The sequence below is a fragment of the Bradyrhizobium sp. LB8.2 genome, assembly GCF_040548035.1.
Taxonomy (GTDB): Bacteria; Pseudomonadota; Alphaproteobacteria; order Rhizobiales; family Xanthobacteraceae; genus Bradyrhizobium.
The window spans coordinates 25,486-40,847 of sequence record NZ_JBEPQV010000001.1 but is presented as its reverse complement, the minus strand read 5'-3'; the positions used below and the strand labels follow the sequence as shown (position 1 = coordinate 40,847).

The following is a 15,362-nucleotide window of genomic DNA, read 5'->3' as shown; positions in this document are numbered from 1 at the left end:
ACCTACCAGCTCCCCGAAGCGCCGCCGCCGCCAAAACTGCCGCCACTGCCGCTGAAGCCGCCGCTCGACGACGATCCGCTGCTCCAGCCGCCGGATGACGAGCCGCTCGACCACGAGCGGCCCCGCGAGGACCCCGTGCCCGATCCCGCCCCAAACAGATCGGCGATAAACGTCAGGATAGCGCCAAGCATACCGACGCCCAACCCGACGACCGCAGAGCCGATCACGAACCAGGCGAGGACACCAACGATCGCTCCAGTTATCCCCGAACCGAATAGCCGCCCGAACATGGAGCGCAGGATGCCGCCGATGACCAGCGGGCCGAACAGCAGGAAGAAGAAAAGCGGCTCGATGTCGTTCCAGTTGCCGAAATTCACGCTGCGCGAGGGCGTCGGCAGCGGCTCGCCGTCGATGACGCGGATCACGCGATCGACGCCCGCCGCGATGCCGCCGGCGAAATCGCCACTCCTGAATTTCGGCGTGATGTCTTCGTCAATGATGCGCCGCGAGGTGACGTCGGTGAGCGCGCCCTCGAGGCCGTAACCGACCTCGATGCGCAAATGCCGGTCGCCCTTGGCGACCACCAGGATCGCGCCGTCGTCGACCTTCTTGCGCCCGATCTTCCAGGCCTCCGCAACGCGGATCGCGAACTGCTCGATCGTCTCCGGCTCCGTCGTCGGCACGATCAGGACGACGAGCTGGCTGCCCTTGCGCGTCTCGAAGTCCCGCAGCTTTTGCGACAGCGCGGCGATGTCGGCGCTGGAGAGCGTGCCGGTCTGATCGACCACGCGGCCGGTCAGTTGCGGCACGGCGACATCGGCTGAGGCCGGGAAAGCAAAGGCGAAGAGCAGTGCGAAGACGAACAATGAGAAGCTCGAAACGGCACGCCACAATATCGCTGTCATCGCCAGCGAAGGCGGGCGATCCAGTATTCCAGAAGCAGCAGCGCTTGAACCGAGGAGCCGCGGCGTACTGGATTCCCCGCCTTCGCGGGGAATGACGGCTGTGGTCGGGGTTGGGCGCATGCGCGAAATCGAACGCACTTACTTCGAGGGCGCCGGATTGAAATCGACCTTCGGTGCGGTCGAGATTTCCTTCTCGTTTGCGACCGAGAAGTTCGGCTTCTCCTTGTAGCTGAACATCATCGCAGTGAGGTTGTTCGGGAATGAGCGGATGGTGACGTTATAATCCTGCACCGCCTTGATGTAGCGATTGCGCGCCACCGTGATGCGGTTCTCGGTGCCTTCGAGCTGCGACATCAAATCCTTGAACAGCGCATCCGACTTGAGTTGCGGGTAGTTTTCGGTGACCACGAGCAGTCGCGACAGCGCGCCGGAGAGCTCGCTTTGGGCGGCCTGAAATTTCTGGAATGCGGCGGGATCGTTCAGCACCTCGGGCGTCGCCTGGATGCTGCCGACCTTGGCGCGGGCATTGGTGACGCCGAGCAGCACGTCCTTCTCCTGCTGAGCAAAACCCTTCACCGAGTTGACGAGGTTGGGCACCAGATCGGCGCGGCGCTGATACTGGTTCACGACTTCGGACCAGTTGGCCTTGATCTGCTCGTCCTCGCTCTGGATGGCGTTGTAGCCGCAGTTGGTGAGGCCCAGCGAGGCCAACGCCGCCAGCACGGTCAGGATCTTGCGCATCAAATTTCTCCCGGTGGAATCGGGCGCAAACTACCAGATTGCGTGCGCGAGATGCCAGACATCTTGCATCCAGGCTGAGGCTTGCGAAAAGCAGCCGATTTACGCAAGCCTCTTGCTTAATCCCGGCTGTAATAGTCAACTCAAGAGAACAATAATACCAAGACGGAAACGCCGGGGGGGAACGCAATGACCTCGTTCGAGACCATCCTCGTGGAGAGGCCGGAGCCGGCGATCTCGAGGATCGTGATGAACCGGCCCGACGCGCGCAACGCGCAGAACCTGCAAATGACCTACGATCTCAACGCCGCGTTCGATGAGGCGGTGCAGGACGATGCGGTCAAGGTGATCATTCTCGCCGGCAACGGTCCGCACTTCTCCTCAGGGCATGATCTGCGCCCCGGCAGCAAGAATGTTGCGGGTGTCGATTTTCCGCCGATCGGAAATTGGGGCGGCTTCGCTGAACCAAACGCCCATGGCCGCTTCGCGCGCGAGCAGGAGATCTATCTCCAGATCACGCGGCGCTGGCGCAATCTCGCCAAGCCGACAATTGCGGAGGTGCACGGCAAGTGCATCGCCGGCGGCCTGATGCTGGCCTGGGCCTGCGATCTCATCGTCGCCAGTGACGATGCGCAGTTCTGCGATCCCGTGGTCACCATGGGCGTCTGCGGCGTCGAATGGTTCGTGCATCCCTGGGAGCTCGGCCCGCGCAAGGCCAAGGAGTTTCTGTTCACCGCCGATAGCTGGAGTGCACAAGAGGCGCATCAACTCGGGATGGTCAACCGGGTCGTACCGCGCGCAGATCTTTCATCCGCCGTCCTGGCGCTGGCGCGCAAAATCGCATCAAAACCGTCCTTTGCGCTGAAGCTGACCAAGGAAGCCGTGAACCGCTCGGTCGATGTGATGGGCCAGCCGGCGGCGATCGACCAGGCCTTTGCGCTGCATCAGCTCTGCCACGCCCATAATCTTAAGGAATTCGGAATGGTGGTCGATCCATCCGGCCTGCATCCCTCCGTGCGCAAGCCGCCGGCAGCCGCGGAGTAGACACGATGGATCTCAATCTCAGTGACGAGCAACGTCTGCTGCGCGAGAGCGCGGAGCGCTTCGTGGCCGGAAGCTATGATGCCGATCACCGCCGCAAGATGGCGAACGATCCGCTCGGCTTCAGCCCCGCGGTGTGGAAACAATTCGCCGAGCTGGGCTGGCTGGCGTTGCCGATCGCGGAAGAGTTTGGCGGGCTCGGCGGCGGCGCTGTCGAGATCGGCATTTTGACGGAAGCCTTTGGCCGCGGGCTGGTGTCGGAGCCGTATATCGCAACGGTAGTGCTTGGCGCAGCACTGGTCGAGCGATGCGGCGGCACGGTGCAGAAGCAGGCAATCCTGCCGAAGGTCGCCGACGGATCGCTGAAACTCGCCTTTGCGCATTCGGAGCGCGCGGCGCGGTTCGATCTCGCCAAGGTCGCGACCATTGCCAACAAGACGGCGCAAGGCTGGCGACTCTCCGGCAGCAAGGTTGCGGTGCTCGACGGCCACGCCCCCGGCGAGATTATCGTCTCCGCGCATATCCATGATCATCAGGGCCCCTCCGGCCGGATCGGCCTGTTCCTGGTGCCGGCAAAGACGCCGAGCGTTGCCGTCAGCGACTATGAGCGCCTGGGCGGCGGGCGCGGCTGCAATATCGAACTGTCGGACGTGCAACTGCCGCAAGCCGCCTTGCTCGGTGACGGACACGACGCGCTGCCCGCGATCGAATGGGCCGTCGATCGCGCCATGGCCGCGCTCGACGCCGAGGCCGTAGGCATCATGCAGGTGCTCCTGGAGACCACGCTGGAGTACACAAAAATCCGCAAGCAGTTCGGCCGGCCCCTTTCGGCCAACCAGGTGATCCGCCACCGCCTCGCCGACATGGCGGTGCAGGTCGACGAGTCGCGCTCGATGGCGCTGCGCGCCGCGCTGAAGGTCGATGCCAACCCAGTCGAGCGCGCGCGGGCCGCGTCGGGCGCGAAGGCGAAGATCGGCAGATGTGCGCGCTTTATCGGCGAGCAGTCGATCCAGCTCCACGGCGGCATGGGTGTCACCGAGGAGCTCGAGGTCGGCGCCTATTTCAAGCGGCTGGTCGCCTTCGACACTCTGTTCGGCGGCAGCGCTCACCATTATGGCCGCCACGCCCAGCTCGGCCGCAACGTCGTGCCTGCCTGACACAAGGAGCGCATCATGGACCTGTCGTTCAACACTGAGGAGCGCGCCTTCCAGGACGAGGTGCGCGGCTTCATTGCGAAAAACCTCACCGAGGAGATGAAACGCGCGACGGCGCTGACACCGTCGGTGTTCTCCGACCCCGATATCGGCATGGCCTGGCAGCGCACGCTGCACAAGCAAGGCTGGGGCGCGCCGGGCTGGCCGGTCGAGCATGGCGGGCCGGACTGGACGCCGGCGCAGCGCTGGATCTTCGAGACCGAAAGCGCGCGCGCCGGCGTGCCGAACGTCAACGTGATGGGCGTGAAGATGGTCGGGCCCGTCATCATCGGTTTCGGCAGCCCTGAACAGAAGAACTTCTACCTACCGCGCATTCTCTCCGGCGAGGACTATTGGTGCCAGGGCTATTCCGAGCCGGGCTCCGGTTCCGACCTCTCCTCGCTGAAGACGCGGGCGGTGCGCGACGGCGACGACTACATCATCAACGGCACAAAAATCTGGACCACGCATGCCCATCACGCCAACCGCATGTTCGCGCTGGTGCGCACCAGCGACGGCCCGCGGCAGCAGGACGGCATCAGTTTTGTCCTGATCGACATGAATGCGCCAGGTATCACGACGCGCCCCATCCTCACCATCGGCGGCGACCACGAGGTCAACCAGGTGTTCTTCGACGACGTGCGCGTTCCTGTGGCCAACCGCGTCGGCGAGGAAGGCAAGGGCTGGACCTACGGCAAGTACCTGCTCGAATTCGAGCGCGGCTCCGGCATCGCGTCGGCGAAGCTGCGCGAAGGGCTGAAGGCGATTGCGGAGCTTGCCGAGTCGGATTTGACGGGACGCGCGATCGACAGTCCCGACATCGCGACGCGCATCTCGGAGGTCGAGGTCGACATCGACGCGCTGGAGATGACGGAGTTGCGTGTGCTGTCGGCGCTGCAGACCGGGCAGAATCCCGGCGCTGTGTCGTCGATCCTCAAGCTGCGCAACAGCGAAATCCGCCAGGCGGTGACCCGGCTGGGGGCCGATGTGATCGGCCACGACGCGCTCGCGGTCGAGCCGATGCGCCCGCTCTACAGGCTCAACCACGAGCCGGCGATGCCGGAGGAGATGCTGACGGTGGTGCCGGAATATCTCAACGGCCGCGCCTACACGATCTTCGGCGGCACCTCGGAGATCCAGCGCGATATTATTGCGAAGATGATGCTGGGGATTTAGCGCGCGCCCCTCTCACCCGTCATTGCGAGGAGCCGTTGCGACGAAGCAATCCAGGCTGCCTCCGCGGAGGGATTCTGGATTGCTTCGCTGCGCTCGCAATGACGGTATTAACCCGCCACCTTCGCATCCCTGATCGCCTTCCAGATCTTCTGCGGCGTCAGGGGCGTGTTGAGCTGGGTGATGCCGAGCTCGGCGAGCGCATCCATCACGCCGTTGGTGACGCAAGGGGGGCCGCCGATGGCGCCGGATTCGCCGCAGCCCTTGGCGCCGAGCGGATTGGTGCGGCAGGGCGCGGAATCGTCGAGCGTCACCACGATCGGCGGGACGTCGTCGGCGCGCGGGATGCAATAGTCCTGGTAGCTCGCGGTGAGAAGCTGGCCGTCGGAATCATAGGACACGCCCTCGTACAGTGCCTGGCCGATTCCCTGCGCGACACCGCCATGGATCTGCCCCGTCACCAGCATCGGGTTCACGGCGACGCCGACGTCGTCAACCGTGGTGTAGCGCACGACCTTGGACACGCCGGTCTCGGGATCGATCTCGACCTCGCAGATATGCGTGCCGTTCGGCCAGCTCGGACCGTCGACCTCGCCTTCGGAATCGACGCTGAGCTTTGCGCCGCTCTCCTTCTCGGCAATATCGAACAGGCTGATGCGGCGGTCGGTGCCGACCACGGTGAGCATGCCGCCCTGGTATTCGATGTCCTCGACCGAGGTCTCCAGCACGTTCGCCGCCTTCTCGCGCGCCTTCTGGATCAAATCGTTGGAGGAGACCGCAACCGCCGTGCCGCCGACGAACAGCGAACGCGAGCCGACGCTGCCAAAGCCTGTTGCCAGATCAGTGTCGCCCTGGACCACGTCGATCTTGTCCATGGCAATGCCGAGCGTGTCGGAGATCATCTGGGTGTAGGTGGTCTGCAACCCCTGCCCCATCGCCATGGTGCCGGAATGCAGGACAACGCGGCCCTGCGCGGTCGCGTGCATACTGACCTTCTCGGTATGAGCGCGGCCCCCGGTCCATTCGATATAGGAGGTGAGCCCGCGGCCGTAGAGCAGGCCTTTCTTCTTCGCCGCCTTCTTGCGCGCGGCAAAGCCGTCCCAGTCCGCAAGCTTCACGGCACGGTCGAGCATGTGCGCGAAGGCGCCGGAATCGTAAACCTGTCCCGCCGCATTGGTGTAGGGCAGTTGCGCCGGCTTGATGTAATTGGCCTTGCGGATCGCGCGCGGATCCATGCCGATTTTCCGCGCGGCAGCGTCGAACAGGCGCTCGACGATGAAGACCGCTTCGGGACGGCCGGCGCCGCGATAGGCCCCGACCGGCGCGGTGTGGGTCATCACCGACTTCACCTCGAAATGCACCAGCGGCAAATCGTAGACGCCGGTCTGAACGAACGGCCCCAGCACCAGCGGAATGATGTTGGCCGCGCCCGAGGAATACGCGCCGGTACAGCCGATCGAGCTGACGCGATAGGCCAGCACCTTGCCCTTCTCGTCGAGCGCGAAGGAAGCGGTCGAGGTCAGATCGCGGCCATGAGTGCCACCGACGAATTCGTCCGTGCGGTCACCGCGCCAGCGGATTTTTTTGTTCAGCTTGGTCGCGGCATAGGCGACGATGCCGTCTTCCGGATAGAGATTGGTCTTCTGGCCAAAGCCGCCGCCGATATCGCCGACCAGCACGCGCACGCTGTCCTTGGGACGCTTCAGCACGGCCTCGGCCAGCACGTCGCGGGTCGAGGCCGGCGTCTGCGACTGCACGTGCAAGAGGAGCCGCCCGGTCTTTTTGTCGATCTCGGCGATGGTCGAGCGCGGCTCCATGGCCGACGGCACAAGACGCTGGCTGACGAGATCGAGTTCGACAGTATGCGCCGCCTTGGCAAAAGCCTCGCCAACCTTGGCGGCATCGCCGTAAGCCATCGCGCCGACGATGTTGTCGGGTGCCTCCGGCCACACCACGGGCGCGCCGGGCTTCACCGCCTCGACGGGATCGACCACCGCCGGCTGCACGTCATATTCGACAACGATCGCTTCGGCCGCGCTCTGGGCGTCAGCACGCGAGGCAGCCACCACTGCGGCCACGGCCTCGCCGGCGTAGCGCACGATTTCGTGCGCCAGCAGGCGGCGTGGCGGCACCGTCATCGGCTTACCATCGGGGCGCTTGAAGATGCTCAGCGTCGGGATGACGCCGACGTCGTCCTTGACGAGGTCGGCGCCGGTATAGACCGCGGTCACACCGGGCATCGCAGTGGCGGCGCCGGTGTCGATCGAGACGATCTTCGCGTGGGCGTGCGGCGAGCGCAGCAGGTACAACCACAGCGCGCCCTCTTCCGGCTTGTCGTCGATGAACTGCCCCATCCCGGTGAGCAGCCGCTGATCTTCCAAACGCTTGACGGGCTGCCCCGCTCCGAAACGCAAATTGCCGGGAAGAATGTTCATTCCGTGGGGTCCTTGAAGTCTCTTGAAATGCGGGCTGCCTTTTAGCGGATCGGGACAGGCGAGACCAGCCGCGGTTTTGGGCGGCCGCACCATGGATTCGTCATGTCGGGGAGGGCGGTTAGGCAAGCTCCCGCAAAGCCGCTTCCACGACCTTGCGCGCATCGGCGGTGAGAGCGGCCTGCGGCGGGACGGGATCGCCAACGTCATAGCCCTGGATGGCCAACCCGGCCTTGATGCAGGCGGCGAGATTGAAGCGGGCAAAAGCCTCATTGATGCGCCACAGCCTGCGCTGGAGCGCCATCGCCTCGTCCCAGCGGCCGGCCTTGCAGAGATCGTAAAGCGCCACGCTCTGGCGCGGGATGATGCAGGCAGGGCCCGCCATCCAGCCGAGCCCGCCGATCAGCATCACCGCGGCCGGGATGTGGGCGGAGGCCGAGAACACCCGCAAGGCATCGCCGCAGCGGTTCATGATCGAGAGCAGCCGGCCGGTATTGGTCGAAGCGTCCTTGATGTAGCCGATGCGCGGATGCTCGGCGAGGCGCGCGATGATATCGAGGGTCAGATCGGAGCGCTGGAATTGCGGATTGGTGTAGATGACGACGGGGATGTCCACGGCATCCGCGATGGCGCGGAAATAGGATTCGATCTGCGCATCGGCGAGCGGGAAATACGCTTCCAGGATCGCCAGAATGCCGTCGGCGCCGAGCTTCTGATACGCTTTCGCCTGTGCCACCGCGTCCGCCGTCGAGGTGGAGGCGACGCCCGCGACAACAGGCACACGTCCCTTCGCCGCCTCGATCGTGGTCCGCACGATCGCCGTGCGCTGCACGGCGTTGAGATAGGCGAACTCGCCGGTCGAGCCCAGCGGCGTCAGGCCGTGCACGCCGGCGCCGATCAGATCATCGCAGAGCCTGCTGAGCACGTTCGTCCGCACCGCGCCATCGGCATCGACAGGTGAGACGAGATAGGGAAAGACGCCGTGAAAGTCGGACATGGCAGGTGTGAATCCCGGAAACTGGCTAACGCCTGACCGGTCTTACCAACGCTCGCGCCGGCGATCAAACCCTGATCAGCCGCGCCCGCGTGCCCCAGGGATCGACGGCCTCCACGCGGTCGGCATAGACCTCGATGCCGTTACCCTCGGGGTCGTCGAGCTAGACCGACTCGCTGACGAGGTGATCGGCGAAGCCCGACATCGGCACCCGATACGAGGCGGCGTGCACCAGCCAGCGCGCGAGGTCCTTGCGTGTCGGCATCAGCAATGCGGTGTGGTAAAGGCCGGGGGCATTGCGTGGCTCGCTGAAAATCGTGGAAGCGGCGCAATTTCGCGATTGCAACACGTTCGCGTGAGCGGCTCCCAATCACATATTCGTCGGCCGTGGTCTTACGGACCAGCTTTCCAGATCAGCTTTCCTGGCCATCCGGCCAGTTTCACAATCCGCCGCGACATCCCAGATTGGGGGCAGCTTACAGGAGCCTGCCATGACCGACCCCACTCCGCTGTCTTCACTGTCGTCCGCACTCGCGGATGTGGTGGCGCGCACCGCGCCGTCCGTCGTCGCCGTACATTCACATCGCGCCCGCGCCACCGGCTTCGTCTGGAAGCCCGGCCTGATTATCACCGCCGACGAGGCGCTGGCCGACGAGGGCGAAGTCGAGATCGGCCTCCCCGACGGCAGCCGAGTGGCCGCCACGATCGCGGGCCGCGACCACACAACCGATATCGCACTGCTGCGCGCCGATACTGCGCTTGCCCCGGTCAAGCTGGCCACAACGGTCCCGCCCCTCGGCGCGCTGTCGGTCGTCATCGCCACCAACCGCGATACGCCGAGCGCCGCGCTGGGGATGGTATCAGCGTCCGGCAAGAGCTGGCGCAGCCTGCGCGGCGGCGACATCGACGCGCGGATCGAGCTCGACGTCCGCTTGCGCTCCAGCCAACAGGGCGGCCTCGCGCTCGACGCATCGGGCGAAGCCTTCGGCATGGCCGTGCTCGGCCCGAGGCGTGTGCTGGTGATCCCGACAGCGACGATCGAGCGGGTCGCGGCGCAATTGGAGGCGCGCGGCCGCATCGCGCGCGGATATCTCGGCCTCGGACTCCAGCCGGTCCGGCTCGACGACGGCGTCGGCGCGATGGTGATGAACGTCGACAAGACCGGACCTTCGGCCGCGGCCGGCATCCGCCAGGGCGACGTCATCGTCGCCGTCAACGACCAGAAACTGTCAGGCGTACGTGCGCTGTCGCGGACGCTGGGTCCGGCGAGCGTCGGAGCGGTGGTCGACGTGGCCGCGCGCCGCGGCGGCGAGCCGGTCAGCTTCAAGGTCACGGTCGGCGAGAGGCCCGAGGCGTGAGCGAGGACATCGCGCCCGAGATCGTGCTGTCCCTGGAGATCGACGATCCCGCCCTCGCCGATCGCCTGGCGGCTCTGCTCGGCAATATCGCCGGGCTTCGCCTCGCCGGACCCGGCGAGAAGGCCACGGCGACGATTGTCACCCGCGATCCGCGCATCATGCCCGGCGATATCGCGCTGACGCAGCGCGAGCTCGACGTGCTGGCGCTGATGGCGGAAGGTGGCTCCAACAAGATGATCGCGCGTCAGCTCAACATCTCCGTGCACACCGTGAAGTTCCATGTCGGCTCGCTGCTCGACAAGCTCGATGCCACCGGCCGCACCGATGCGGTCGCGCATGCGGCACGGCGCGGCGTGATCGAGCTTTGACACGATCGGGCTTCATTGCGCCGACGTCTTGGGGAAGCTTAGCCGGACCGTGAGGCCCGGCGCATTGTCATGCAGCGCAATCTCGGCGCCATGGAGGCCGGCAACGGCCGCCACCAGGCTCAAGCCCAGACCGTTGCCCGGCGTGTAGCGGCTCTGTTCGAGCCGGTAGAGGCGCTTGAACACGTGATCGCGCTCCTCAGTGGGAATACCCGGACCATCGTCGGCGATCGCGATCGTCGCACCGCCGTCGGCGCTGCGGCAGGTGACGCTCACCTGCCCGCCTTTGCAGCCGTGCTTGATCGCGTTGTCGACGAGATTGGCGATGGCGTCGAACAGCAGGTCGCGATCGCCCGTGATCGCCATCTCGCGGTCGCCATCCAGGCTGAGCCGGGTCGCAACCTGTTCGGCGGCGGCATCGTAGAGCTCGACGACCTCGCCGGCGATCCCGGCGAGATTGAGGGTGCGAAACGCGCTACGGCGGGCGCGGGTCTCGATCTCCGAAATGCGGGTGATGGAGGCGAACATGCCGAGCACCGCGTCGAGATCGGCGATGGTGTCACCGATCAGCGCTGCGTCGGACTCACCGTTGCGCGAGGCATGATAGGCCTTTTCCAGCCGGCCTCGCATGCGCGTCAGCGGCGTGCGCAGATCGTGGGCGACGTTGTCGCTGACCTGCTTGACCTCGCCCATCAGCGTCTCGATGCGGTCGAGCATCTGGTTGAGGTTTTCGGCGACACGGTCCCACTCGTCGTGACTGCCGCGCAAGGGAATGCGCTGATCGAGGCCGGACATCATGATGGCGCGGCTGGTGGCGTTGATCTCCTCGATCCGCCCGACCGTGCGGCGCGTGACCAGCACCGCGGCAAGGCCGGCGAGCACCAGCAACAGCACGGCGACCGCGGCCATTGCGAGCTCGATCATCGCGGTAAAGCCGCTGTGACCGCCGGCATCGCCGACGCGACTCTTCACATAGGCGATCGTGCCGAAATAGACATAGGCCATGATCGCCGCGACGATCAGCCCGAATGCCGCGATCGCGATCAGTGCCAGGCGGAAGGTCGAGGAGCGGAGCGTTTTAACCAGGAGCACGGAGACAATATCCGATGCCGCGGATGGTGTGGATCAGCGGATAGGCCTGGGCATCGTCGACCTTGCGGCGAACGCGGCCGACATAGACGTCAATGATGTTGGTGGAGGGATCGAAGTGCAGATCCCAGACATGCTGGAGCAGCATCGCGCGGGAAACGACTCGGCCCGCGTTGCGGACGAGATATTCGAGCAACTGAAACTCGCGCGGCAATAGCGGAATCTTCCGGCCGCGGCGGCTGGCGTTGCGCGCGATCAGGTCGATGGCGAGATCGCCGACCCGCAAAATCGTCTCCTTGGCGACCGTGTCGCTGCGGCGGCCGAGTGCCTCCAGCCGCGCCAGAAGCTCGACGAAAGAGAACGGCTTGACGAGATAGTCGTCGCCGCCGGCGCGCAAGCCGCGCACGCGGTCGTCGACCTCGCCCAGCGCCGAGATGATCAGGAACGGCGCTGCGATGCCGTCGTCGCGCAATTGGCGCATCACGGTGATGCCGTCGATGTCGGGCAGCATGCGGTCGATGGTGATCACGGCATAGTCGCGCGCGGCGCCGTGGCTGAGGGCTTCGCGCCCCGTGGCGGCGAGATCGACGTCGTAGCCAGAAATCGTCAGCTCCTCGACGAGCTGGCCTGCGGTTTCCGCATCGTCCTCGACGACCAGAATGCGGCGGTGACCTCCGGTCATGACAAACTCCGCGCGACGATCGCCATCAGACTATCCCGTTCCGGGGCTGAGCGGAACCGCCCGATGACGATCGCGACAATGGTGCGGTACGGCGATGCTAGTACCAAGAGTCTCCGCACACATTGACCCATTGCCGCCCATAGGGCGTCCAGTTCCTGCGCCAGCAACCGTCGTCATAATAATTGGCGTAGTAGAAGGGGGCGCCAACGAAGGCGAACCGGTGGAAGCGATGGTGGCGGAAGAAAAATGCGTGCCGGCCGATGAAGGGCCTGCCGTGCCAGCCGGCGCCGGCGAAACGCGGCCCGAAGGCGGCGCGGGTCGCTAGTGGCGCACCGGCAAAGCGCGGCCCAAAGGCAGCGTGGGCCGCCATCGGCGAGCCAGCAAAGCGGGCGCCACCGAAGTGAGCACCGCCCATGCCACCGAAGTGAGCACTGCCCATGCCGCCGAAGTGCATGCCACCGCCGCCCATACCGCCGGCGTGCATCCCCCCGCCGCCAAAACCGCCACCGCCAAAACCACCACCGCCGTGTCCGCCACCACCGCCGCCCCCGCGGGCGAGAACGGGCGAGGCGACCGCCAGCGTCGCAGCAACTGCCGCTGCGACGATGCCTGTGAGAAGCCTGTTGTTCATCTAAGTATCCTCCTTGTCGCGGCGATGGTCTCGCCACTCCGGAGGCTCAGATGAGGAAAACCCGCCCTCACCTTCAACTTACAAATGCGCCAGATTCTGACGCGGGAGTTAGAAAGGCGGACCCGCGCTCTCTCCTTGTCATTGCGAGGAGCCCTCGCGACGAAGCAATCCAGAGTGCCTCCACGCAGGCAGACTGGATTGCTTCGCTTCGCTCGCAATGACGACACGGATGAAGCTCGCCATACGTCGAGCGGCTCACCTCTCCCGCAGAAGGACGGGGAGAGAAGTTAAGACGTCACGCCCGCTTGCCGCCGTTCTTCTCGGCGGCACGGCGCAGCGCTTCGGCGAGGGCGCCGCCGCCGGAAGATTCCTGTTGGCGCGGTGCGGACGAGGTCATGCGGGAGGGGTTGCGCGAGCTGTTGTCGCGCTGCATGCCGGGCGCCTCCTTGGCGCCGACCTCGTCGTCGAGACGCAAGGTCAGCGAGATGCGCTTGCGCGCGACCTCGAAGTCCAGCACCTTCACCTTGACGATGTCGCCGGGCTTCACCACCTCGCGCGGATCCTTGATGTAGGTCTTGGACATCGCCGAGATGTGCACAAGGCCGTCCTGGTGCACACCGATGTCGACGAATGCGCCGAACGCGGCGACGTTGGTCACGGTGCCCTCGAGGATCATGCCCTTCTTGAGGTGCTTGATTTCCTCGACGCCGTCCATGAACACCGCGGCCTTGAACGCCGGACGCGGATCGCGGCCGGGCTTTTCGAGTTCGCGCAGGATGTCGGTCACGGTCGGCAGACCAAACGTCTCGTCGACGAAATCCTTCGGCTTCAGCGTGCGCACGATCTCGCTGCTGCCGATCAACGCCTTGATGTCGCTCTTGGTGGCGCTAAGAATCCGACGCACCACCGGATACGCTTCCGGATGCACGCCAGAGGCATCGAGCGGATCCTCGCCGCCGACGATGCGCAGGAAGCCCGCGCACTGCTCGAACGCCTTGGGTCCGAGCCGCGGCACGTCTTTCAGCGCCTTGCGCGACTTGAACGGGCCGTTGGCGTCACGGTACGCCACGATGCTCGAGGCAAGGCCGGAGCCCACGCCCGACACGCGGGCAAGAAGCGGCGCCGAGGCGGTGTTGACGTCGACACCGACCGCGTTCACGCAGTCTTCGACCACTGCATCGAGCGATTTGGCGAGCTTGGCCTGGCCGAGATCGTGCTGATACTGGCCGACACCGATCGCCTTGGGCTCGATCTTGACCAGCTCAGCGAGCGGATCCTGGAGGCGGCGGCCGATCGAGACCGCGCCGCGCAGGGTGACGTCGAGATCAGGCAATTCCTCGGAGGCGAAGGCCGAGGCCGAATAGACCGAGGCGCCGGCTTCCGACACCACGATCTTGGTCATCTTCAGTTCGGCGAGGCCCTTGACGAGATCGCCCGCGAGCTTGTCGGTCTCGCGCGAGGCGGTGCCGTTGCCGATCGCGATCAGCTCGACGCGATGTTTCAGCGCGAGCTTGCCGAGGATCGCCAGCGCCTCGTTCCACTGCCGCTGCGGCTCGTGCGGATAGATCACAGCGGTATCGACCACCTTGCCGGTCGCGTCGGTGACGGCGACCTTGACGCCGGTGCGGAAGCCGGGATCGAGCCCCATGGTGACGCGGGTGCCGGCGGGCGCGGCCAGCAATAGATCGCGCAAATTGGAGGCGAACACGCGCACGGCCTCGGTCTCGGCCGCATTCCACAGCCGCATGCGCAGGTCGATGTTGAGATGCACCTGGATCTTGGTGCGCCAGGCCCAGCGCACCGTGTCGATCATCCAGCGGTCGCCGGCGCGCTTGAGGTCGGCGATGCCGAACCGCTTCATGATCTTCAGCTCATAGGCACTCGGCACGCCCGGCGGCGATGCTTCGGCCTCGGCCTGAATCTGAAGGTCGAGGATCTCTTCCTTTTCGCCGCGGAACATCGCGAGGATACGGTGCGAGGGCAGCTTGGTCAGCGGCTCGGAGAACTCAAAATAGTCGGCGAACTTTTCGCCCTCGATTTTCTTGCCGTCACGCACCTTGGAGGCCATGCGCGCATTGGTCCACACCTCCTCGCGCAGGCTCCCGATCAGGTCGGCGTCTTCGTCGAAACGCTCGACCAGGATGGCCCGGGCGCCGTCGAGCGCCGCAGCGGCGTCGGCAACGCCCTTCTCGGCATTGACGAAGGTTTCCGCCACCACCTTCGGATCGTTGGTGGGCTCTGCCATGAGCTGATTGGCGAGCGGCTCGAGGCCGGCTTCCCTGGCGATCTCCGCCTTGGTGCGGCGCTTCGGCTTGAACGGTAGATAGATGTCTTCGAGGCGCGCCTTGCTGTCGGCAGCGAGAATGGAGGCTTCGAGCGCGGCATCGAGCTTGCCCTGCTCGCGGACCGATTCGAGGATGGCCTTGCGGCGGTCTTCGAGCTCGCGCAGGTAACCCAGGCGCTCTTCCAGAGTGCGCAATTGCGCGTCGTCGAGCGCGCCGGTCGCTTCCTTGCGGTATCGGGCGATGAAGGGAACCGTGGCGCCGCCATCGAGCAGCGTCACCGTCGCCTCGACCTGCTCCGCCCGAACCCCAAGCTCCTGCGCAATTTTCTGGTTGATATTTGCCACGCGAGAACCCCTCTATCCAAGCACGCACCGCGGCGGCTAACCACCGGCTGCGGGACGCCGCTTATGGACCAACCGGGGCTGATTCATCAAGGTGCGGCGAGCGGCCGTCGACAAGGGATTTTTTTGTCGAAG

At 65.4% G+C, this 15,362-nt stretch carries 13 protein-coding genes and 1 pseudogene; 5 read left to right on the top strand and 9 right to left on the bottom strand.

Annotated features, from left to right (window positions below; genetic code table 11):
* Positions 1–2: 2 nt before the first annotated feature.
* Both ABIB06_RS00190 and ABIB06_RS00185 read right to left on the bottom strand, forming a co-directional pair.
* Positions 3–905, bottom strand: a complete 903-nt coding sequence (locus ABIB06_RS00190; RefSeq protein WP_354047634.1) for a TPM domain-containing protein — start codon at positions 903–905, stop codon at positions 3–5.
* Positions 906–1,043: 138 nt separating this feature from the next.
* Positions 1,044–1,646, bottom strand: a complete 603-nt coding sequence (locus tag ABIB06_RS00185; RefSeq protein ID WP_354047636.1) for a LemA family protein — start codon at positions 1,644–1,646, stop codon at positions 1,044–1,046.
* A 186-nt stretch (positions 1,647–1,832) separates the two neighbouring features.
* On the opposite strand from ABIB06_RS00185, the gene ABIB06_RS00180 reads away from it, so the two are divergent.
* From ABIB06_RS00180 to ABIB06_RS00170, 3 genes are read left to right on the top strand one after another with little or no spacing between them, the layout of a single operon-like run.
* Positions 1,833–2,687 carry an enoyl-CoA hydratase gene (locus tag ABIB06_RS00180; RefSeq protein WP_354047637.1) on the top strand — a complete coding sequence of 285 codons (855 nt, stop codon included), beginning with the start codon at positions 1,833–1,835 and terminating at the stop codon, positions 2,685–2,687.
* 5 nt (positions 2,688–2,692) lie between these two features.
* Positions 2,693–3,841: an acyl-CoA dehydrogenase family protein gene (locus ABIB06_RS00175; RefSeq protein WP_354047639.1), complete on the top strand. Its 1,149-nt coding sequence runs from the start codon at positions 2,693–2,695 to the stop codon at positions 3,839–3,841.
* 15 nt (positions 3,842–3,856) lie between these two features.
* On the top strand, positions 3,857–5,053 hold the full coding sequence (locus ABIB06_RS00170; RefSeq protein ID WP_247339414.1) for an acyl-CoA dehydrogenase family protein: 1,197 nt from the start codon (positions 3,857–3,859) through the stop codon (positions 5,051–5,053).
* A 107-nt stretch (positions 5,054–5,160) separates the two neighbouring features.
* On the opposite strand, the gene ABIB06_RS00165 is transcribed toward ABIB06_RS00170, so the two are convergent.
* The 3 genes and pseudogenes from ABIB06_RS00165 to ABIB06_RS00155 form a co-directional block, all read right to left on the bottom strand.
* Complete coding sequence (locus ABIB06_RS00165; RefSeq protein WP_354047641.1) at positions 5,161–7,485, bottom strand: xanthine dehydrogenase family protein molybdopterin-binding subunit; 2,325 nt, start codon at positions 7,483–7,485, stop codon at positions 5,161–5,163.
* A 118-nt stretch (positions 7,486–7,603) separates the two neighbouring features.
* Entirely contained in the window at positions 7,604–8,479 is an 876-nt protein-coding gene (locus ABIB06_RS00160) for a dihydrodipicolinate synthase family protein (RefSeq protein WP_354047643.1), read from the bottom strand.
* Positions 8,480–8,573: 94 nt separating this feature from the next.
* Positions 8,574–8,783: pseudogene (locus tag ABIB06_RS00155) on the bottom strand (VOC family protein); the annotation flags it as partial.
* Between the two features lie 184 nt (positions 8,784–8,967).
* Between ABIB06_RS00155 and ABIB06_RS00150 the strand changes: the two are divergent.
* Both ABIB06_RS00150 and ABIB06_RS00145 read left to right on the top strand, forming a co-directional pair.
* Positions 8,968–9,834 (top strand): S1C family serine protease, encoded by an 867-nt coding sequence (locus ABIB06_RS00150; RefSeq protein WP_354047645.1) that lies wholly within the window; start codon positions 8,968–8,970, stop codon positions 9,832–9,834.
* On the top strand, positions 9,831–10,202 hold the full coding sequence (locus tag ABIB06_RS00145; protein ID WP_354047647.1) for a response regulator transcription factor: 372 nt from the start codon (positions 9,831–9,833) through the stop codon (positions 10,200–10,202). Before ABIB06_RS00150 ends, ABIB06_RS00145 begins: the two co-directional genes overlap by 4 nt.
* 12 nt (positions 10,203–10,214) lie before the next feature.
* On the opposite strand, the gene ABIB06_RS00140 is transcribed toward ABIB06_RS00145, so the two are convergent.
* The 4 genes from ABIB06_RS00140 to ABIB06_RS00125 form a co-directional block, all read right to left on the bottom strand.
* A complete protein-coding gene (locus tag ABIB06_RS00140; protein WP_354047649.1) occupies positions 10,215–11,291 on the bottom strand; it encodes a sensor histidine kinase in 1,077 nt (358 codons plus the stop codon).
* Positions 11,278–11,970: a response regulator transcription factor gene (locus tag ABIB06_RS00135; protein WP_354047650.1), complete on the bottom strand. Its 693-nt coding sequence runs from the start codon at positions 11,968–11,970 to the stop codon at positions 11,278–11,280. The genes ABIB06_RS00140 and ABIB06_RS00135 overlap by 14 nt, the downstream gene beginning before the upstream one ends.
* Before the next feature lie 97 nt (positions 11,971–12,067).
* Positions 12,068–12,601 carry a hypothetical protein gene (locus ABIB06_RS00130; protein ID WP_354047652.1) on the bottom strand — a complete coding sequence of 178 codons (534 nt, stop codon included), beginning with the start codon at positions 12,599–12,601 and terminating at the stop codon, positions 12,068–12,070.
* 295 nt (positions 12,602–12,896) lie between these two features.
* A complete protein-coding gene (locus tag ABIB06_RS00125) occupies positions 12,897–15,230 on the bottom strand; it encodes a Tex family protein (RefSeq protein ID WP_354047654.1) in 2,334 nt (777 codons plus the stop codon).
* Positions 15,231–15,362: the final 132 nt, after the last annotated feature.